The organism is Saccharothrix variisporea (assembly GCF_003634995.1).
GTDB classification, from domain to species: Bacteria; Actinomycetota; Actinomycetes; order Mycobacteriales; family Pseudonocardiaceae; genus Actinosynnema; species Actinosynnema variisporeum.
The window spans coordinates 7,742,975-7,762,318 of sequence record NZ_RBXR01000001.1 but is presented as its reverse complement, the minus strand read 5'-3'; the positions used below and the strand labels follow the sequence as shown (position 1 = coordinate 7,762,318).

Annotated in this window: 19 protein-coding genes; 5 read left to right on the top strand and 14 right to left on the bottom strand. The window is 74.2% G+C overall.

From position 1 onward, the window contains the following. Positions 1 to 24 precede the first annotated feature (24 nt). From DFJ66_RS35540 to rpe, 6 genes are read right to left on the bottom strand one after another with little or no spacing between them, the layout of a single operon-like run. Complete coding sequence (locus DFJ66_RS35540; protein ID WP_121232214.1) at positions 25 to 456, bottom strand: PH domain-containing protein; 432 nt, start codon at positions 454 to 456, stop codon at positions 25 to 27. A gap of 5 nt (positions 457 to 461) precedes the next feature. Next, on the bottom strand, positions 462 to 941 hold the full coding sequence (ribH, locus tag DFJ66_RS35535; RefSeq protein ID WP_121227958.1) for a 6,7-dimethyl-8-ribityllumazine synthase: 480 nt from the start codon (positions 939 to 941) through the stop codon (positions 462 to 464). Then, a complete protein-coding gene (locus DFJ66_RS35530) occupies positions 938 to 2,212 on the bottom strand; it encodes a bifunctional 3,4-dihydroxy-2-butanone-4-phosphate synthase/GTP cyclohydrolase II (protein WP_121227956.1) in 1,275 nt (424 codons plus the stop codon). The genes ribH and DFJ66_RS35530 overlap by 4 nt, the downstream gene beginning before the upstream one ends. Further along, positions 2,209 to 2,829 (bottom strand): riboflavin synthase, encoded by a 621-nt coding sequence (locus tag DFJ66_RS35525; RefSeq protein WP_121227954.1) that lies wholly within the window; start codon positions 2,827 to 2,829, stop codon positions 2,209 to 2,211. Before DFJ66_RS35525 ends, DFJ66_RS35530 begins: the two co-directional genes overlap by 4 nt. Before the next feature lie 12 nt (positions 2,830 to 2,841). Then, the gene (ribD, locus tag DFJ66_RS35520) at positions 2,842 to 3,819 is read right to left on the bottom strand and encodes a bifunctional diaminohydroxyphosphoribosylaminopyrimidine deaminase/5-amino-6-(5-phosphoribosylamino)uracil reductase RibD (protein ID WP_121232212.1); all 978 of its coding nucleotides are present in this window, start codon (positions 3,817 to 3,819) and stop codon (positions 2,842 to 2,844) included. Positions 3,820 to 3,842: 23 nt separating this feature from the next. Further along, on the bottom strand, positions 3,843 to 4,493 hold the full coding sequence (gene rpe / locus DFJ66_RS35515) for a ribulose-phosphate 3-epimerase (RefSeq protein WP_211351661.1): 651 nt from the start codon (positions 4,491 to 4,493) through the stop codon (positions 3,843 to 3,845). 194 nt (positions 4,494 to 4,687) lie between these two features. On the opposite strand from rpe, the gene DFJ66_RS35510 reads away from it, so the two are divergent. Further along, complete coding sequence (locus DFJ66_RS35510; RefSeq protein WP_121227950.1) at positions 4,688 to 5,323, top strand: SDR family NAD(P)-dependent oxidoreductase; 636 nt, start codon at positions 4,688 to 4,690, stop codon at positions 5,321 to 5,323. 160 nt (positions 5,324 to 5,483) lie between these two features. On the opposite strand, the gene DFJ66_RS35505 is transcribed toward DFJ66_RS35510, so the two are convergent. Genes DFJ66_RS35505 through DFJ66_RS43130 form a run of 6 tightly spaced genes read right to left on the bottom strand, consistent with a single transcriptional unit; the run spans position 5,484 to position 11,606 of the window. Further along, a complete protein-coding gene (locus DFJ66_RS35505) occupies positions 5,484 to 7,934 on the bottom strand; it encodes a helix-turn-helix transcriptional regulator (protein WP_121227948.1) in 2,451 nt (816 codons plus the stop codon). 36 nt (positions 7,935 to 7,970) lie between these two features. Next, the gene (locus DFJ66_RS35500; protein WP_246030035.1) at positions 7,971 to 8,477 is read right to left on the bottom strand and encodes a flavoprotein; all 507 of its coding nucleotides are present in this window, start codon (positions 8,475 to 8,477) and stop codon (positions 7,971 to 7,973) included. A 40-nt stretch (positions 8,478 to 8,517) separates the two neighbouring features. Next, the gene (locus tag DFJ66_RS35495) at positions 8,518 to 9,945 is read right to left on the bottom strand and encodes an RsmB/NOP family class I SAM-dependent RNA methyltransferase (RefSeq protein WP_121227944.1); all 1,428 of its coding nucleotides are present in this window, start codon (positions 9,943 to 9,945) and stop codon (positions 8,518 to 8,520) included. Further along, entirely contained in the window at positions 9,942 to 10,865 is a 924-nt protein-coding gene (fmt, locus tag DFJ66_RS35490) for a methionyl-tRNA formyltransferase (RefSeq protein ID WP_121227942.1), read from the bottom strand. The genes DFJ66_RS35495 and fmt overlap by 4 nt, the downstream gene beginning before the upstream one ends. Then, positions 10,865 to 11,413 carry a peptide deformylase gene (gene def / locus DFJ66_RS35485; protein ID WP_121227940.1) on the bottom strand — a complete coding sequence of 183 codons (549 nt, stop codon included), beginning with the start codon at positions 11,411 to 11,413 and terminating at the stop codon, positions 10,865 to 10,867. Before def ends, fmt begins: the two co-directional genes overlap by 1 nt. Before the next feature lie 52 nt (positions 11,414 to 11,465). Beyond that, positions 11,466 to 11,606 carry a hypothetical protein gene (locus tag DFJ66_RS43130; RefSeq protein ID WP_170199860.1) on the bottom strand — a complete coding sequence of 47 codons (141 nt, stop codon included), beginning with the start codon at positions 11,604 to 11,606 and terminating at the stop codon, positions 11,466 to 11,468. A 151-nt stretch (positions 11,607 to 11,757) separates the two neighbouring features. On the opposite strand from DFJ66_RS43130, the gene DFJ66_RS35480 reads away from it, so the two are divergent. Further along, positions 11,758 to 12,342: an RNA polymerase sigma factor gene (locus DFJ66_RS35480; RefSeq protein WP_121232210.1), complete on the top strand. Its 585-nt coding sequence runs from the start codon at positions 11,758 to 11,760 to the stop codon at positions 12,340 to 12,342. Next, on the top strand, positions 12,342 to 13,526 hold the full coding sequence (locus DFJ66_RS35475; RefSeq protein WP_121227938.1) for a hypothetical protein: 1,185 nt from the start codon (positions 12,342 to 12,344) through the stop codon (positions 13,524 to 13,526). Before DFJ66_RS35480 ends, DFJ66_RS35475 begins: the two co-directional genes overlap by 1 nt. A 44-nt stretch (positions 13,527 to 13,570) precedes the next feature. Here DFJ66_RS35475 and ggt read toward each other — a convergent pair whose 3' ends face one another. Both ggt and DFJ66_RS35465 read right to left on the bottom strand, forming a co-directional pair. Continuing rightward, positions 13,571 to 15,346 carry a gamma-glutamyltransferase gene (gene ggt, locus DFJ66_RS35470; RefSeq protein WP_121227936.1) on the bottom strand — a complete coding sequence of 592 codons (1,776 nt, stop codon included), beginning with the start codon at positions 15,344 to 15,346 and terminating at the stop codon, positions 13,571 to 13,573. Positions 15,347 to 15,819: 473 nt separating this feature from the next. After that, positions 15,820 to 16,389, bottom strand: coding sequence for a CGNR zinc finger domain-containing protein (locus tag DFJ66_RS35465; RefSeq protein ID WP_211351420.1), 570 nt, complete (start codon positions 16,387 to 16,389; stop codon positions 15,820 to 15,822). Positions 16,390 to 16,462: 73 nt separating this feature from the next. Here DFJ66_RS35465 and DFJ66_RS35460 point away from each other — a divergent pair, with 73 nt between their 5' ends. Both DFJ66_RS35460 and DFJ66_RS35455 read left to right on the top strand, forming a co-directional pair. Next, entirely contained in the window at positions 16,463 to 17,242 is a 780-nt protein-coding gene (locus DFJ66_RS35460) for an MBL fold metallo-hydrolase (protein ID WP_211351419.1), read from the top strand. A 104-nt stretch (positions 17,243 to 17,346) separates the two neighbouring features. Further along, positions 17,347 to 19,338 carry a primosomal protein N' gene (locus tag DFJ66_RS35455; RefSeq protein ID WP_121227930.1) on the top strand — a complete coding sequence of 664 codons (1,992 nt, stop codon included), beginning with the start codon at positions 17,347 to 17,349 and terminating at the stop codon, positions 19,336 to 19,338. Positions 19,339 to 19,344 lie beyond the last annotated feature (6 nt).

Genomic DNA, 19,344 nt, shown 5'->3' with positions numbered 1-19,344 from the left:
GATCGGGGCTACCGACCGACCGAACTACCTGGTCGCGGCCTTGTGCAGCTCGCGCAGCGCCCGCACGGCGGCCACCGCGTGCTCGCGGTCCACCGCCTGCACGGCCATGATCGACACGTACTCGTCGTCCGGCAGCTCCAGCCGCGCCCACGACGCCCCGTCCGGGAACGACACGTGCAGCACCTCGGACCACTCGAACCGGTGCGCGGTCACGACGTTGCGGACCTCCACCCCGGACTCGTCGGCCCGCACGCGCGGCCGGGTCAGCAGCAGCACCCCGCACGCCAGCAGCACGCCCAGGATGATCATGGCGACCTGGTCGGAGGTGCGGAAGATGACGCCGGTCGGGGTGTCGCCCAGCAGCAGGCCCACGATGGTGAACACCACGACCAGGAACACGGCGCTGACCACGGCGACCGTGCGGATCTTGCGGGGGCGGAACTCGACGGCGGACATCGTGCTCACGAGCCCGCCCGCAGGTCGCGCAGCACCAGGGCGGTGTCCAGCGCGGCCACCACCGCCTCGAAGCCCTTGTCCTCCACCGAGTCCTCGAACCCGGCCCGCGCGAGGGCCTGCTCCTCGGTGTTGCACGTCAGCACGCCGTTGCCGACGGGGGTGGAGGTGTCCAGGGCGATGCGGGTCAGACCCGCGGTGACCGAGTCGCACACGTACTCGAAGTGCGGCGTCCCGCCCCGGATGACCACGCCCAGCGCCACCACGGCGTCGTGCGTGCGGGCCAGTTCCTGCACGACCACGGGCAGCTCGATCGCGCCGGCGACCCGCGCCACGGTCGGCGCCGCGACCCCCGCCTGGGAAGCCGCTTCCAACGCCCGGGCCACCAGCTGCGAGGTGATCTTCTCGTGCCACTTGGTGGCCACCACGGCCAGCGTCAACCCCGCCGCGTCCGGGACCGCCGCCTCCGGCCTGCCCTCGCCGCTCATTCCGCACCCTCCGTCGTGCTCACGATCGCGCCACCCTGGCTCAACGCCTCGTACTGCTCCAGCTGGTGCAGCTCGTGCCCCATCCGGTCCCGCTTGGTCCGCAGGTAGTGCAGGTTCTCCGGGTTGGGCGAGATGGGCAGCGGCACGCGGTCGAGCACGCGCAGGCCGTAGCCCTCCAGGCCGACCCGCTTGGCCGGGTTGTTGGTCAGCAGGCGCATGGACTTGATGCCCAGCTCGCACAGGATCTGCGCGCCGGTGCCGTAGTCGCGGGCGTCCGCGGGCACGCCCAGCGCCAGGTTCGCGTCCACGGTGTCCGCGCCCAGGTCCTGCAGCTGGTAGGCCTGCAGCTTGTGCATCAGACCGATGCCCCGGCCCTCGTGCCCGCGCATGTAGAGCACGACACCGCGGCCCTGCGCGGCCACCGCCTCCAGCGCCGCGTCCAGCTGGGGGCCGCAGTCGCAGCGCAGCGAGCCGAACACGTCACCGGTCAGGCACTCCGAGTGCACGCGGACCAGCACGTCCTCGCCGTCGCCGATCTCGCCGAACACCATCGCCACGTGCTCGATGCCGTCCAGCTTGGAGTCGTACCCCACGGCGGTGAACACGCCGTGCGCGGTGGGCAGCCGGGCCTCGGCGACCCGCACGACCTGGGTCTCCACGCGGCGGCGGTAGGCGATGAGGTCGGCGATGGTGATCAGCGCGAGGTCGTGGTCGGCGGCGAAGACCTCCAGCTCGTCGCGCCGGGCCATGTCGCCTTCGTCCTTCTGCGACACGATCTCGCACAGCACGCCCGCCGGGGCCAGGCCCGCGAGCCGCGCCAGGTCCACGGCGGCCTCGGTGTGGCCGGGGCGGCGCAGCACGCCACCGTCGCGGGCGCGCAGCGGCACCACGTGACCGGGGCGGTTGAAGTCCTTGGCGTCCGACGACGGGTCGGCCAGCAGCCGGATGGTGCGGGCGCGGTCGGCGGCGGAGATGCCGGTGGACACGCCCTCGCGGGCGTCCACGGTGACCGTGTACGCGGTGCCGCGCTGGTCCTGGTTGGTGTGGTACATCGGCGGCAGGTCGAGCCGGTCGCAGTCGGACTCGGTCAGCGACACGCACACGTACCCGGAGGTGTAGCGGACCATGAAGGCCAGCAGCTCCGGCGTCGCCTTCTCGGCGGCGAAGATCAGGTCGCCCTCGTTCTCGCGGTCCTCGTCGTCCACGACGATGACCGGCCGGCCGTCGGCGATGTCCCTGACGGCCCGCTCGATGTCGGAGAAGTCCTTCACCGCGCCTCCTCCGCTCCAGTGTCCCGCAGGTGCGGGGTCGCCAGCCGCTCGACGTACTTGGCCAGCACGTCGACCTCCAGGTTGACCAGGTCGCCGGGTGCGCGCCGGCCGAGCGTGGTCAGCTCCAGCGTGGTCGGGATGAGGCTGACCGAGAACTCGGTCTCGCTGACCGACACGACGGTCAGGGACACGCCGTCCACGGTGATCGAGCCCTTCTCCACCACGTACCGGGCCAGGCCGGGGGGCAGTCCGATGTGGACGACCTCCCAGTGCTCGGCCTTCTCCCGCGCCAGGACCGTGCCCGTCCCGTCGACGTGGCCCTGCACGATGTGCCCGCCGATGCGCTGCCCGAGGGCGGCGGCGCGCTCCAGGTTGACCCGGTCGCCCTGGGCGACCTTGGCCAGGCTGCTGCGGCGCAGCGTCTCGCGCATGACGTCGGCGGTGAACGCCCCGTCCACGACGTCGACCACGGTGAGGCACACGCCGTTCACCGCGATCGAGTCGCCGTGCTTGGCGTCGCTGGTCACCACCGGACCCTTGATGGTGACGCGCGCCGCGTCCGGCAGGTCCGCCACGGCGACGACCTCACCCAGTTCCTCGACGATCCCGGTGAACACCGCTGTCCTCCTCTAGTGCGCCGGCGTCGGAACGGCGGAGATCCGCACGTCCGGCCCGCACATACTGACCTGCTCCACGACCAATCCCACAGCGTCGGTGATGGTCGACACCCCCGCGTCCCGCAGGGCGGTCGGCCCGTCACCCAGCAGCTTGGGCGCGACGTAGGCGAGGACCCGGTCGATCCGGCCCGCTCGCGCGAACGCACCCGCCAGCGTAGGGCCGCCCTCCAGGAGCACGTCCACCACGTTCCGCTTGGCCAGTTCGCCCAGGACGACGTCCGGGTCGTGCGTGCGGACGTGCAGGGTCTCGGCCTCGGCGTCGAGGACGTGCGCGTGCGGCGGCAGGTCGCTGGTGCCCACGACCACCCGCAACGGCTGCCGGGTGACGCCTGTTCCCCGGGCGGTCAGTCGCGGGTCGTCGGCCCTGACGGTGCCCGTGCCGACCACGATCGCGTCGATGGTCGTGCGCAGGGCGTGCACCTCGGCGCGGGACTGCTCGGAGGAGATCCACCGGCTGGTGCCGTCGGCGGCGGCGGTGCGGCCGTCGAGGGTGGCGGCGTACTTCCAGGTGACGTGCGGGCGGCCGGTGCGGGCGTAGTGCAGCCAGGCGCGCAGCGGCTCGACGTGCGTGGGCAGGTGCTCCACTTCGACACCGGCCGCGCGCAGCACGTCCGCGCCGCCGGCGGCCTTCGGGTTCGGGTCGGCGTTGGCGAAGACGACCTTCGCGACACCGGCGGTGAGCAGGGCGTCCGTGCACGGCGGGGTGCGCCCGTGGTGGGCACAGGGTTCGAGGGTCACGAAGGCCGTGCCGCCCCGCGCCCGCTCGCCTGCCTCGGCCAGGGCCACGACCTCGGCGTGCGGACCCCCCGGCGGCTGGGTCGCGCCCGTGCCGACGAGCCGCCCGGAGGCGTCCAGGACCACCGCGCCGACCGGCGGGTTGGGGCTGGTGGTGCCGTGGACGCGGGCACTGGCCGCGATGGCCAGCGCCATCGCCTCGGCGGGGGTCGGCGTGGTCACCGCGACCGGGCCGCCAGCGCCCGCAGCTTCTCCATCGCGACGGCGGGGTCCTTGGCGTCGTAGATCGCCGAGCCGGCGACGAAGCAGTCCACGCCGGCCTCGGCGGCCTGGGCGATGGTGTCCTCGTTGATGCCGCCGTCGATCTCCACGACCAGGTTCAGGTGCCCGGTGTCGACCAGGCGGCGGGCGGTGCGGACCTTGTCCAGCACCTCGGCCATGAAGCTCTGCCCGCCGAAACCCGGCTCGACCGACATCACCAACAGCGTGTCGTAATGCTTGAGGACGTCGGCGCAGGACTCCAGCGAGGTGCCCGGTTTGATCGACAACCCGGCTTTCGCGCCCGCCGCGCGCAGGTTCTTGGCGAGGGTGACGGGGTCGGCGGCGGCCTCGACGTGCACGGTCACGTTGTACGCGCCGGCTTCCGCGTAGCCGATGGCCCACCGGTCCGGGTCCTCGATCATCAGGTGGCAGTCCAGCGGGATGTCGGTCGCCTTGAGCAGCGCCTTCACCACCGGCAGGCCGAGCGTCAGGTTGGGCACGAAGTGCGCGTCCATGACGTCGACGTGCAGCCAGTCCGCGCCGCGGACGGCGGCGGCCTCGTCGGCGAGGCGGGCGAAGTCGGCGGACAGGATGCTCGGGGCGATCATCGGCTGGTGGACCACAGGGGCTGAGTCTAGGTTCCGCGCAATGTCCGGACCTATCAGGGAGTCGAATTTCACTCCCCGCGCGGGCTTTTCGGGCGCGAACCGGAAAATTCCAACTACTCACCCGGGTAGTTCCCAGCCCGCCGCCGGCGGGATTACGTTCGTGGCGGGGGGAGCGCGACTGGGGAGCACTGGGGATGAAAGCCGAATTCAGCCAGAAGATCGCACTCGTGACAGGTGCCTGCACGCCGCTGGGCACGGAGGTGGTGGAGTCACTGGCCCGACAGGGGGCCTTGGTGGCGGCGGTGGACAGCGACGGCCCGCGGTTGGCCGAGCTGGTGGAGAGGTTGCAGCGGGCGGGGGTGCGCGTCGCGGGCCGCCAGATCGACGTGCGGTCCAGCGCCGCCGTGGACGCGCTGGTGGACCAGGTGGAACGGGAGTTCGGCCCGATCGACGCCGTGGTGACGGTGGCGGCGGCCCTGCGCCCGGGTCCGGCGTTGTCGATCACCGACGAGGACTGGGCGCACAGCTTCGGCGTCAACGTGGACGGCGTCTTCCACGTGTCGAGAGCGGTCGCCACGCGGATGGTCGCGCGGCGGCGGGGCACGATCGTGGTGGTCGCGGCCCACACGGCCACCGTGCCGCGCACCAGCGTGGCGGCCTACGCGGCTTCGCGGGCGGCGGCCATCGCGTACACGGAGTGCCTGGCCTTGGAGGTGGCGTCGCGCGGGGTGCACTGCGCGGTGGTCTCACCGGACGACGCCCGCCGGGTGGTGGACGAGGTGAGCTTCCTGCTCGCCGACACCGTCCAACCACCGGCCCAATCCGCCTGACCCACGCACAACCGGCCGGCTCGACAAGATCAACTGTCGGTCCGCGCCGGTAAACTGGATATCGGGGGGCCGTGGCCCGCGCCTGCGCCATCAGGCACGAGCCACGGCCTCACACCACCGCGCTCAAGCCGACTGCCCGCGCCGCCCGACCGACCGCCCGTCACACCTCGGCGTGCTCCTGTTCGCCCGCCAGCCGCGCCAGCTCGACCCGCGAGCTGATCCCGAGCTTCCGGAAGATCCCCCGCAGGTGGTAGTTCACCGTGTGCGGCGACAGGAACAGCTGCCGCGCCACCTGCCGGTTGGTCAGCCCCGCCCCCACCAGGCGCGCGATGTCCCGCTCCGGCGACGACAGCCGCCCCCACTCGTCGTTGCCGTCGTTCTCCGGCGGGGCCACCCCCGCCCGCCGCCGCAGCCGGGCCGCGTCGCCGGCCGCGCCCATCCGTTCGAAGATCCGCAGTGCCGCCTCGGCGTGCTCACGCGACCGCTGCTCCTGACCCGACTCGGCCAGCAGCGCCGCCAGGTCCTCGTGCGCCGACGCCTGCGCCCACGGGTGCCGGTGCTTCGCCGCCGCCACCACCAGCCGCTGCTCGTCGCCGTCCAGCAACGCCCGCGCGTGACTGGCCCCCACCGCCACCGCCACGCAAGTGGGGTTGTTGGCCGCCAACTCCTCCGCCGCCCCCACGACGACCCCGGCCATCCGGCTGTCCCCCACCACCAGCGCCAACCGCACGAGCCACGCCCCGGCGCCGGGCTCCTCGATCAGCATCCGCCGCACGTTCTCGGGGTCCGCCACCCGCTCGCGCGCCAACTCGGCCGCCCGCTCGGGACCGCCCTGCGCGTCGGCGACCAATAACTCCACCCAGTCGTACTGCGCGGAGTGCAGCACGGCCTCGCCGCCGGCCAGGTCCCCGCGGTACCGCCGCACGTGCGACGCCGCCCCCTCGACGTCACCCCGGTGCAGCGCCACGACCGCCAGCACCGCCGATGCCAGCGGCACCAGCAGCCGCAAGCCCCGGTCGTGCGCCAGCGACAACCCCGAGTGCGCGGCCACCTGCGCCTGGAGCAGCTTGCCCGCCTGGGACAGCACCCGCGCGCGGGCGATGGTGCGGGCCGCGGGTGCGCCGGCGGTGACGGCTTCGTCGGTGTCCGGGCCGTCGCCGCGCACCAGCTTCTCGGCGTCGGCGAACTCGCCCAGCGACGACAGCTTCATCGCGAACGCCACCGCCGCGTGCGACTGCCACCACGCGGTCGGCCGGTCCAGTTCCCAGCGGGTCGACTCGCGGCCCCAGTACAGGCCCTCGGCGAGGTTGCCCGCGTTCCACTCCAGGCACGAGTGCACGCACGCCGCCATCACCACGTCCGCGTCGCTGGCCTCCCGGTCCCGCGCGGTCAGCACGGACAGGGCGTGCGCGCCGGCGCGGTTGCCGGTGGCGAAGTACAGCGACAGCAGGCGGCCGGCGGCGGCGAGGCGGCGCAGCGGCTCGGGTGCGGTGACCACGGCCAGGGCGTGCTCCATCTCGGCGACCGCGTCGGCCGGGCGGCCGTCGGCGAGCAGGATGCCGGCCAGGGCGGTGTGCAGTTCGGCGGCGGGACCGGCGTGCGGGCGTTGGGCGAGGCTCTCGCGGGCCAGGGCGATGGCCGCGCCGAGCCGGCCGCCGGCGGCGAGCTGCCGGACGCCGTGCACCGCCGCCGCGCCGCGCCGCTCCTCCGCCGCGGACGGGGCGGGCAGCTCGCGCAGCTCGGTGCGCAGCTGGTCGGCGTCGTGGCGCAGGGCGTGCAGCACGGACGGCGGGATCGCCTGCACGACCGCCTGCCACCCCAGGTCGGAGGCGAACTCCAGGCGCAGCCCCGCGGACACCACCAGCCCGGACGCCAGCACCTCGTCGACGGCGGGCAGCAGCGCGCCGGCGGTGCGCCCGGTCATCGTGGCCACGTCCTGCAGCAGGAACGACCGGCCCAGCACGGCGGCGACGCGCAGCAGCCGCACGGCCCCGGCCGACAGGGCGTCCACCTGGCCGCCCACCAGCGCGGCGGCGCGACGCGGCAGCCCCGCTCCGGTCAGCCGGGCGACGCCGTCGCTCACGTCGAGCCGGTTCTCCTCGCGCAGCCCGGTGATCAGCTCGACCACCAGCCGCGGGTTGCCGCCGGCCGACGCGACCAGTGCGGCCAGCGCCGGTTCGGGTTCCGCGCCGAGCACGTCCTTGAGGACCTGGGCGACGACGTCCTCCCCGACCGGGCCGAGGGTGAGCACCTCGCCGTAGGCGGGCAGGACGCGGCGCAGGTCGGGTCCGGCGTACGCGCCGGTGAGGGCGAGCAGCGTGGTGGCGCCGGTGGAGCGCAGCCGGGGCAGGGCGGCGAGGACGGCGGCCGGGTCCTCGTGCGCGTGGTCGATCGCGACCAGCGGGTTGTCGCCCGGCGGGAGCCCGTCGAGGTCGGTGGGGTGCACGAGGGCGGCGGTGTAGCCCCGGGCGCGGGCGGCGTCCACCGCGTCGCGCAGCAGGAGGGACTTGCCGGTGCACGGCGGGCCGTCGATGGCGAGGAGGCCACCGGGTGCGGACAGGAACCGGAGAACCGAAGCCCATTCACGATCCCGGCCGTACGATTTCGACACGGGCCAGCCTGCTACGGCTCTCGGTGGGCTGTCAATTCACCCCTTATTGTCGGATGCGACGAACGGCGCAACCGCGGCCAGTTCTTTCAGCACTTCTTCAGGGCCGCCGGAGACCACGCGCACGCCCGCGCCACGCAGCACGGTCAGGTGTCCGGAATACGCGGGATGATGGGATTGGTCTGGGCCAACCTGCGCCAAAACCACCATCGGCGCACGACGACCCAGTGCTTCACCCAGAACAGTGAGCGCTTGGTTGTCGCCGATACCCAGCGCGAGTTTCGCGATCGAGTTCAGCGTGGCCGGCGCGAACACGAACGCGTCGGGAACGGGGTGCGGTTTCGGTTCGGAGGGCAGCCGCGAGGTCCAGCGCACCGGCAGGTCGGTCAGCGCGCGCAACGCGTCCAGCTGCGGCTCCAGCCACCGCGCGACGGTCGGGGTGAGCGTGATGGCCAACCGCCACCCGGCAGCCGCCAACGGCTCCGCCAACCCCGACCGCAACCACGTCTCCACCCCGCCGGCCGCCGACGCGACCAGGCCCAGCACCGGCTTGCTCCCGTTCACGGACGAGCTCACACCGACCAGCTCACGCAGGCCTGCGCAGCAGCGAGCAGAACATGGCGTCCGTGCCGTGCATGTGCGGCCACAGCTGCACGTGCGGGCCGTTGCCCAGGTCCGGCACGCCGGGGAAGTACTCGCGGGTGTCCAACTGCTCCGCCCCGGTGCGCCGCGCCACGTCGCCGACCACGCCGACCGATTCGGACAGGTGCGGCGAGCACACCACGTACGCCACGACCCCGCCCGGCCGCACCAGCCCCAGCGCGGCGGTCAGCAGCTCGCGCTGCAACCGGGCCAGCGGGGCCACGTCGGAGGGCTGCCGCCGCCACCGCGCCTCGGGACGGCGGCGCAGCGCGCCCAGCCCCGTGCACGGCGCGTCCACCAGCACGCGGTCGAACCCGCCCTCGGGCAGGCCCGAGTCGCGACCGTCACCCACGTGCACGGTGATCGGCAGGTCACCGGCGGCCTTGCGGATCAGCTCGGCCCGGTGCGGCGCCTTCTCCACGGCGTCCAGGGTCGCGTCCGACAGCACCGCCAGCGATCCCAGCAGCACGGCCTTGCCACCCGGTCCCGCGCACAGGTCCAGCCACCGCGCGTCCGACCCCTCCAGCGGCACCCGGGTCAGCGCCAGCGCGCACAGCTGACTGCCCTCGTCCTGCACCGACGCCAACCGCTCGCGCACCGGGTCGAGGTCGCCCGGGTCACCCGCACCGGCCTCCAGGTGCACCCCGTACGGCGAGTAGGGCGCGACGTCGCCGCCGGTCATCGCGGCCAGCTCGTCGGCGCTGCACTCCCCCGGCCGCGCGGCCAGGTGCACCAGCGGACGGGTGTCGTCGGCGGCCAACGCCTCGCGCAACGGCTCACCGCGGCTACCGAGAGCTTCCGCGAACGCTTGCGCGATCCACCGCGGGTGCGCGTGGGCCATCGCGAGGTACCCGATCGGGTCGGTGTCCTCGTCCGGCGCGACCTCCTCGACCCAGCCGGCCTCGTCCTGCTCGGTCACCCGGCGCAGCACGGCGTTGGCGAACCCGGCCGCGCCCGACCCCAGCTCCGCGCGCACCAGGTCCACAGTGGACGCGACGGCGGCGTGCGCCGGGATGCGGGTGCGCAGCAGCTGGTAGGCGCCCAGGCGGAGCGCGTCCAGCACGGAACCGTCCACTTCGGACAGCGGCCGGTCGGAGCACGCGGCGAGGATCGCGTCCAGCAGGCCCTGCGCCCGCGCGGTGCCGTAGGCCAGTTCGGTGGCCAGCGCGGCGTCGCGGCCGGTGATCCGGCGCTCGCGCAGCAGGCCCGGGAGCACGAGGTTGGCGTAGGCGTCGCGCTGGCGCACCGCGCGCAGCGTGTCCAGCGCCGCCTGCCGGGCCGGGTCCTCCACCGGTGGGCGGGACGGGCCGGTGCGGCGGCGCGGCGGGTGCGGGCCGCGGGGGCGGGAGGGACGGGACGACCGCTGTGTCATGAGATCCGCTCCCCCGCCTCGATGCGCACGCCGCGCGCCCAGTCCGTGGCGGCCATCCGCTTCTTGCCCTGCGCCTGCACGTCGGTGAGCTGCACGGGCGTGGTGCCGGTGCCGACCAGCACGCGCTTGCGCTCCACCCGCAGCTCGCCGGGCTTGAGTCCGTCCTCCTCGACCGGGACGACCGGGCCGAGCTTGAGCCGTTCGCCGCGGAACTCCGCCCACGCGCCCGGGTCGGGGGTGACCGCGCGGGCCACCCGGTCCAGGGCGGCGGCGGGCGCGGAGAAGTCCAGCCGGCCGTCGTCCACGGTGACCTTGGGGGCGTAGCTGACGCCCTCCTCGGACTGCTCGACCGGCCGCAGCGTGCCGTCCTCGATGCCGTCCACAGTGGACACCAGCAGCTGGGCGCCGGACTCGGCGAGCCGGGCCAGCAGGTCGCCCGCCGTGTCCCGCTCGCGCACCCGCTCGGTCACCACCCCGTACACCGGACCGGCGTCCAGCGCCTTGACGATCCGGAACGTCGTCGCCCCGGTGATGTCGTCACCGTGCCGCACGGCCGCCTGCACCGGGGCCGCGCCGCGCCAAGCGGGCAGCACCGAGAAGTGCAGGTTCACCCAGCCGTGGACGGGGATGGCCAGCGCCGACTCCGGCAGCAACGCACCGTAGGCGACCACCGGGCACAGGTCCGGCTCGAGCTCCCGCAGCCGGGCCTGGAAGTCGGGGTCGGACGCCTTGGCCGGGGTCAGCACCTCGATGCCGTGCTCGTCGGCCAGCGCCGCGACCGGCGAGCGTTCGACCTTGCGGCCGCGGCCGGCGGGGGCGTCCGGGCGGGTGACCACGGCCACCACCTCGTGCCGGGACGCCAGCAGGGCCTTCAGGGACGGCAGCGCCGGTTCGGGCGTGCCCGCGAACACCAGCCGCATCACGCACCACCGCCGAACAGCGGGTGCGGCGACTGCTTGAGCGTGGGCATGCCGCCGTCGAACCAGGACTGCTGCCGGATCTCGCGCATGGCCTGCTTGCGGGTCTGCTCGTCCAGGCGGTCCACGAACAGCACGCCGTCGAGGTGGTCGGTCTCGTGCTGGATGCACCGCGCCAGCAGGTCGGACCCCTCGACCTCGACCGGCTCGCCGTGCATGTTCCAGCCGCGCGCGACCACGTGCAGGTGCCGGCGGCAGTCCCAGGACATGCCCGGGATGGACAGGCAGCCCTCGGGGCCCTCCTGGTACTCGTCGCCGACGACGTCGAAGGTGGGGTTGACCAGGTGCCCGGCGAAGCCGTCGCAGTGGTAGGTGAACACGCGCAGGCCCACGCCGAGCTGCGGTGCGGCCAGCCCCGCGCCACCGGCGTCGCTCATGGTGTCCCACAGGTCCTTGACCAGCTTGCGCAGCTCCGCGTCGAAGTCGGTGACCTCGACGGCGGGGGTCCGCAGCACCGGGTCGCCGAACAGCCGGATGGGTTGGACGGTCACGCACTCTCCTCGCAACGGGGCAGACGGCCAGTCTAGGAGAGCGCGCGGCGGGTCAGTGCTCCATGCCCCGGCCGAGGAAGATCACACCCACCAGCGCGGCGAGGAAGTGGCCGAGGAACCGGGTGGCGGTCACCAGGGCGGTGGTCGGTGCCGCGGTCCTGGTCAGGGCGGTGGTCATCGTGATGGCGGTCATGTCGCTCGCTCCTCTCGTGCGGTGCTCGTGCGGTACCACCACGGTGCCGGGCGGGGGCGTCACCGCGCGTCCGCTTGGAGTAGCGAGCGGTGCTCATCATCTGGGATGAGGTGGACTGCAACATCCGAGAGTGGTGCGGCAACTCCAGTACATGAGGGGTGCCACGACGAGGCGTCAGGGGGCGGCGCGCTTGGTCGAGACCGACGCCGAGCTGTGGGGACGTGGGGACCGGGCCGCGTTCGCCGAGTTGTTCGACCGGCACGCGGAGGCGGTGTGGAACCACGCCTACCGGCTGACCGCGTCGTGGTCGCTGGCCGAGGACCTGACGTCGGCGACGTTCCTGGCCGCCTGGCGGCGCCGGGCGGAGGTGGCGCTGGTCCACGACTCGGCCCTGCCGTGGCTGTACACGGTGGCGGGGAACCTGGCGCGCACCGAGTTCCGGCGGCTGGGCCGGTTCCGGCGGGCGCTGGCCCGGGTGCCCGACGTCGAGGTGGTGCCCGACCACGCCGAGCGGGTGGCGTCGTCGGTGGACGACTCCCACGAGCTGCGGCGGGTCCTGGCGGTGGTGCGCGCGATGCCGCCCGCCGAGCGCGAGGCCGTCGAGCTGTGCCTGCTGGGCGAGCTGTCCGCGGCCGAGGCCGCCGAGGTGGTCGGGGTGGCCGAGGTCACCGTGCGGTCCCGCATCTCCCGCGCCCGCGCCCGCCTGCGCGCTTCCCTGGACGAGGAGGTCTCCTGATGAGCTTCCCGGAACTCCCCCCGCGCCGCGCGCTGCCCGCGGACGTGCGCGAACGCATGCGCCGCACGGTCTTCGGGCCGACCGCGGACCGGGCACGTGGTCGCGGCGCGCGCGGTCCGCTGGCCGTGGCGGTCGCCGTCGCGGTGCTGGTGGGCGGCTTGGTCGTGGCGCGGACCACCTCCGGCGACGGGCCGGGCACGATCCCCGTGCCACCCACCGGCTTGACCCGCCTGCTCGCCGGCCCCGACAAGGCCGAGGTCGTCGCCACCACGCCCGAGGACCTGTCCCGCTGCGGCCTCACCGCGGCCCTGTTCACCGTCCGCCTCGATGGCCGCCGCGTCCTCGCCGGTCGGTCCGACCGGTTCTGCGAGCTCACCCACGCCACCACGTCCACCTCGACGGCCGCGGCCTCCGTCCCGGTCGGCGACCTCCGGGTGACCTGGCGGTCACCCAGCGGCGTCCTGGTCGGGAAGGTCCCGCCGGGCCTGGCCGGGCTGTCCGTCCGGTCCGCGCGGGGCGGCCCGTTGCCCAGCGTGCTGACCGACTACGGGTACTTCGTGGCCCGTTCGTCGTCGCCGGCCACGCTGTTCGAGCTGACCTACCGCGAGCAGCCGGTCCAGGTGCACACGCTGGACCCGGCGGCGGTGCCGGACGCGGCCAAGACCGTCGACTGGTACCCCAGCGGCGTCGCCGACCCGGCCGCGAACGTCTTCGACCGGTGCCTGGACGTCGGCATGCTCAGCTCCTCCCGCCCGGTCAGCGACGTCGTGCCGTGGACGCTGGGCGCGGTGGTCGGCGCGGACACCACCGCCGGGCTGGCCGTGTTGCGCGGCCCGGCCGGCACCACGGCGTACTGCCGGCTCGACCACTACCGCGCGACCCAGGTGGACGGGCCGATGGGCGGGATCGGGTCGCCCGCGGACGCCTACCAGGTGCGAGCGCTCGCCGGTCGGGACTCCGGTCCGCCGCTGGGGTTCGTGCTGCTGGTCGGCGGCACGCTCCGGGAGGACGTCCACCGCCTCGAACTCGTGGACGCCTCCGGCCCGCGCCCGGTCGAGGTGCGGGACCGGACGTTCGCCGGGGTGCTGACGGCCCTGCCGTCGCTGGACGCGTCGGCGGTGGGAGCGCGGCTGACCGCGTACGCGCAGGACGGGACCGTGTTGCAGACCGGTCCCGTCGGCTAGCCGGTCGGGCGGCCCCTCATGGGGGTGGGGGCCGCCCGACACCTCTAGCGCGGGTAGACGACCCGGGCCGCGCCACCACCCCGGCGGGTCGGTTCGGCGGCGGCCCGCCACCGGCCATCGGGCAGGCGTTCGACGGCGGTCACCGCGCCGATCTCGCCGGTCGAGGTGAAGCGGTGGCCGAGCGCGGCCAGGGCCTCGTCGTCCTGGGTGGCCAGGAACGCGGCCTCGGCCTGGGTGTTGGCGGAGTTGCGCTGCGACGCGCGGGGCGCCTCGATGGCCTGGCGCAGCGTGAGACCGCGGTCCAGGCGCTGGGTCAGGACCTGGAGGACGGTGGTGATGATGCTCGCGCCGCCCGGTGAACCCAGGGCCAGCACCGGCTTGCCGTGGTCCAGCACGATCGTCGGCGACATGGACGAGCGGGGCCGCTTGCCGGGGCCGGGCAGGTTCGGGTCGGGGACGCCGGGGGTGACCGGGGTGAAGGAGAAGTCGGTCAGCTCGTTGTTGAGCAGGAACCCGCGACCGGGCACGACGATGCCGCTGCCGCCCTCCTGCTCGATGGTGAGGGTGTAGGCGGCGACGTTGCCCCAGCGGTCGGCGACGGTCAGGTGGGTGGTGTCGGTGCCCTCGTACGGGGTGGGGGCGTCGGTGCCGTCCGTGCCGCACGGCTTGGGGTTGCGCGGGTCGCCGGGCGCGACGGGGCTCGTGAGCGCGGTGGTCGGCGAGATCAGGCACGCGCGGGTGTCGGCGTACTCCTGGGAGAGCAGTTCGGCGGTCGGCACGTCGGAGAAGCTCGGGTCGCCCACCCACCGGTTGCGGTCGGCGAAGGACAGGCGGCTGGCCTCCAGGAAACGGTGCAGGTACTGGGTCGGGGTCTCGTCGGCGAGCTTGGTGGTCTCCAGGATGTTCAGCGCCTCGCCGACCGTGGTGCCGCCGGAGGAGGGCGGTGCCATGCCGAAGACGTCCAGGCCGCGGTAGGTGGTGTGGCTGGGTTCGCGCTGCGGGGCGTTGTAGTTGCCGAGGTCGGTCATGGTCATCGCGCCGGGGCGGACGGTCCGGGTGGACGTCGGCTTCACGGGCGGGTGGGTGACGGTCTGGACGATGTCCTTGCCGATGCCGCCCTTGTAGAGCGCGGAGACGCCGTCCTTGCGCAGGGCGCGGTAGGTGTCGGCGAGGTCGGGGTTGCGGAAGGTCGTGCCGATGTCGGGAACCGGCAGGAACAGGGCTTCGCTGGAGGTGAAGTCGGCGAAGCGGGCGGCGTTCTCGCTGACCTGGCGGTGGAAGGTCGAGTCGACCGTGAAGCCCCGGCGGGCGAGGTCCTCGGCGGGCTTGAGGGCCTTGTCCAGCGAGATCGTGCCCCACCGCTGGAGGGCCCGCTGCCACGTGCGCGGCGTGCCCGGGACCCCCACCGACAGCCCACTGGTGACCGCTTCGGCGAAGGGGATCGGCTTGCCGTTCTCGACGAACAGGTTCTCGTTCGCGGCGGCGGGCGCGGTCTCCCGCCCGTCCAGCGTGCTCACCTTGCGGGTTCTGGCGTCGTAGTACACAAGGAACCCGCCCCCACCGATGCCCGCGGAGAACGGGTCGGTGACGCCGAGAGCCGCGGCCGTGGCAACGGCGGCATCCACGGCGTTCCCCCCACGCCGCAGGACGTCGATGCCGATTTGGGAGGCGTCGGGATCGATACTGGCCACCACTCCGCCCGCACCAACGGCTTCGGGCTCACGTGGCGCTTCGGCAGCGGCGGCGGCAGGAACACCGGCAGGAACGACAAGAGCGGCCACCACGGCAAGGGCGGCGAGTGTGCTGGTCGACCGGAGCATCGTTCCCTTCTACTCCTGAACCGCCACCCCGAGAACCCCCACACCCGATCTCCCCCGTCGAAGTCCCCGCACCCACCCCCGCCCAGCCCTACCGCTTTACGCCCGCCAACCCCGAATTTGTCGGTCCCCGGTGAGACAATGGAACCGGGGGCCGGAGGCCGCGCCCCAACACGAAACGCCCGCTCGCCTCGCCTCGCCACGCCCTCGCCCGGCCGCACCCTCGCCCAGCGCCCGCGCATCGCCGCGTGTACGCCGTCCGCCCCGGCTCGGCCGCGCACAGCAGCTCCAGCGCCTCCCACCGAACGCCGCCACCCTCGCCCTGCGTGCCCGCTCGAAAGCCGCGCCCTCGCGCCCAGCCCACTGCGCCTCGCCACCCGCCGCGCCCGGAATTGTCGGTCCGCCGTGGGACAATGGAACCGGGGGCCGGAGGCCGCGCCTCGGCGCGCGACAAGCCCGCTCGGAAGCCGTGTCCGTCAGTCGCCTTTGCGGCGCGCGTAAGCCCGAGCCGCCCGAGCCCGGTCCCCGCACCGGGTCGAACACCAGTGCCGACGCGCGTGGGTCCGCAGCAAGTACCGGTTGCATGGCGGTGACCCGCAAGCCGCCAACCGCTCCGCATCCGCCCCCGTCACCAGGTCCGCCGCGTCCGCCGCCAGCACCGCCAGCGCGTGCTCCACGATCCGCGTCACGGGGTGCGGCGACTCCCGGTGCAACCCCCGGGCCGGGTCCCACCGCAGCAGCGACGCGGTGGGCGTCCGCGTCATGGCGTCGTTGACCGCCTCCAGCGCACCCGCCGGGACCGGCAGCCCGTCCACCCGCGCCGCCAGCAACATCCGGATCTGCTCGCGCAACGCCCGCAGCTGCGCCGCGCACGTCTCCCGCAACCCGGAGTCGGCCGGCGCGAGGTCGTGCTCGGCCAACCAGCGCGTCGCGGCGTCCGGCGACCCGAGCAGGTCCAGGTACTGCCCTCCGGGCAGGGCCAGCGCGCTGTTCGCGAAGTCCAGCGCCGGGTACTGCTCCGCACCCGCGGCCGGGATCACGTCCATGCCTCTCATGTTAACGCTTGCAGTTTTCCGTGAGGCCGGGCTAGGTTCCTCACGGCAAAACGGAGCTTTATCCATGACTGGGGATGCCATGACCGAGCAGATCACCGTGCAGACCTTCGGCGGCCCGACCGCGTTGATCGAGGTCGGCGGCCTGCGCTTGCTCACCGACCCGACCTTCGACGCGCCCGGCGACTACAGCGTCGGCGGCACGCGCGTCCTGACCAAGACCATGCCGACCGCCACGACCCCGGCCGACCTGGGCTGGATCGACGCCGTCCTGCTCTCCCACGACCAGCACCCGGACAACCTCGACCGCGCCGGCCGCGCGTTCCTGGCCGATGTCCCGTTGACCCTGACCACCCGGGGCGGCGCGGAACGGCTCGGCGGCACGGCCCGGGGGCTCGCGCCCTGGGAGCAGGTCGAACTGCCCCGGCCCGATGGCGGCACGCTCACGATCACCGCGGCGCCCGCCCAGCACGGGCCGGACGGGTGCGAGCCGGTCACCGGCGAGGTCGTCGGGTTCGTGCTGACCGCGGCCGACCTGCCCACGGTCTACGTCAGCGGGGACAACGCCTCGCTCGCCGTGGTGGAGGAGATCGCCGCGCGGGTCGGGCCGGTGGACACCGCCGTGCTGTTCGCGGGTGCGGCCCGGACGGTGCTGTTCGACGGGGCGTTGCTCACGCTCGACAGCGGGCAGGCCGCGTCAGCGGCACGGGTGCTGGGCGCTCGCCGGGTCGTGCCGGTGCACTTCGAGGGCTGGGGGCACTTCACGGAAGGCCGGGACGCGCTGGTCAAGGCCTTCACCGCCGCCGGGCTGGACGGCGTGCTCGACGCCGCTTTCACCCGAAAGTGATCTTGCGCTCTTCGAACACCTGTTCGAAACTATACCCATGACGTCATCACACCCGGCCCACCGTCCCGACAACCACGAGGAGGCACTCTGGTAGACCTCAGCGCATGGCAGGCAAGGCGAGCGCTCGTCGCGGGGAACGCGTACCCGCGTCGACGCTGCCCGTCGCCCGGATCTGTGTGGACGTTCCGCTGCCCCACTTGGACCGTCCGTTCGACTACCAGGTCTCGACCGAACAGGACGCGGACGCGGTGCCCGGTTGCCGGGTGCGGGTGCGGTTCGCGGGCCAGTTGGTCGACGGCTACCTCCTCGAACGCGTGGAGGAGTCGGACTACGGCCGGCAGCTGACGTTCCTGGACCGGGTCATCTCACCGGAGCCGGTGCTGTCGCCGGAGGTGGCGGCCCTGGCGCGGGCGGTGGCGGACCGGTACGCGGGCACGTTGACCGACGTGCTGCGGATGGCGGTGCCACCCCGGCACGCCCGCACCGAGGCCAAGCCGTCCCCGGACCCGGCACCGGCACCCCCGGCGCCGTCGACCGAGGGCTGGTCCCGGTACCCGTTCGGGCCGAACCTGCTGGACGCCCTGCGATCCGGCCGGACGGCACGCGCGGTGTGGCAGGCGCTGCCGGCCGAGGACTGGCCCGCGCGCCTGGCCGAGGCCGCCACGACCGTGGTCAGCACGGGTCGGGGTGCGCTGGTGATCGTGCCGGACCACCGCGACCTCGCCCGGCTGCACGCGGCGTGCGCGGCACTGGCCGGGCCCGACGCGGTGGTCACGCTGTCGGCCGACCTCGGTCCCGCCGAGCGGTACCGGCGGTGGCTGGCGGTGCGGCGCGGGTCGGTGCGGCTGGTGCTGGGCACGCGGGGAGCGGCCCTCGCACCGGTGCACGACCTGGGGCTGGTCGTGGTGTGGGACGACGGTGACGACCTGCACACCGAGCCGCGCATGCCGTACCCGAACGTCCGGGACGTGCTGGTGCAACGGGCGCACTTGACCGGGGCGTCGCTGCTGCTCGGGGCGTTCGCGCGGACCGCCGAGGCGCAGCTGCTGGTGGACAGCGGCTGGGCGCACGAGGTGGTCGCGGCGCGCGAGACGCTGCGGGCGGTCGCGCCGCGGGTGGCGGCGGTGGGCGACAGCGCGTGGCAGGACGTGAAGGACCCGGCCGCGCGCAGTGCGCGGCTGCCCTCGATCGCGTTCGAGGCGGCACGGGCGGCGTTCGAGGAGAACGCGCCGGTGCTGATCCAGGTGCCGCGCCGGGGGTACGTGCCGGCGTTGGCGTGCGGGCAGTGCCGGGCGGCGGCGCGGTGCCGTCGGTGTGCCGGTCCGTTGGCGTTGCCGGGTGGCGCCGACGACGGCGTGCCGAAGCCCGCGTACTGCCGGTGGTGCGGCGCGACGGAGGCGGCGTTCCGGTGTCCGGCGTGCGGGTCGAGGCGGCTGCGCGGCCAGGTGATCGGCGCGCGGCGGACGGCCGAGGAGTTGGGGCGGGCGTTCAGCAACATCCCGGTGCGCACGTCCGGCGGTGACGAGGTGCTGGCGGCCGTGCCGGGCGGCCGTGCGCTGGTCGTGGCCACGCCGGGAGCGGAACCCACGGCGGAGGGCGGCTACGGGGCTGTCCTGCTGCTCGACGGCTGGGCCCTGCTCGGCCGCGCCGACCTGCGCGCGACCGAGGAAACCCTCCGCCGTTGGATGACGGCGGCGGCCCTCGCGCGCCCGGCGGGCAAGGTCGTGGTGATCGCCGACTCGAGCCTGCCCCCGGTCCAGGCCCTGGTCCGCTGGGACCCGGTGTGGCACGCCCGCCAGGAACTGGCCGCCCGCACCGAACTGGGCTTCCCGCCCGCCGTCCGCATGGCCACGCTGGACGGCCCCCCGGACGCCCTCGCCACCGCGCTGGACGACCTGCTCCTCCCGCCGACCGGCGAGGTCCTGGGCCCGGTCCCGCTGCCGGACGACGACCAGCGGGAACGAGCCCTGATCCGGGTGTCGAGGACCCACGGCAAGGCCCTGTCCGAACACCTGGCCGCCCTCCAGGCCACCCGCAGCGCCCGCAAGGACCCGACCCCGATCAGGATCAAACTCGACCCGCTCGAAGTCCTCTGACCCGCG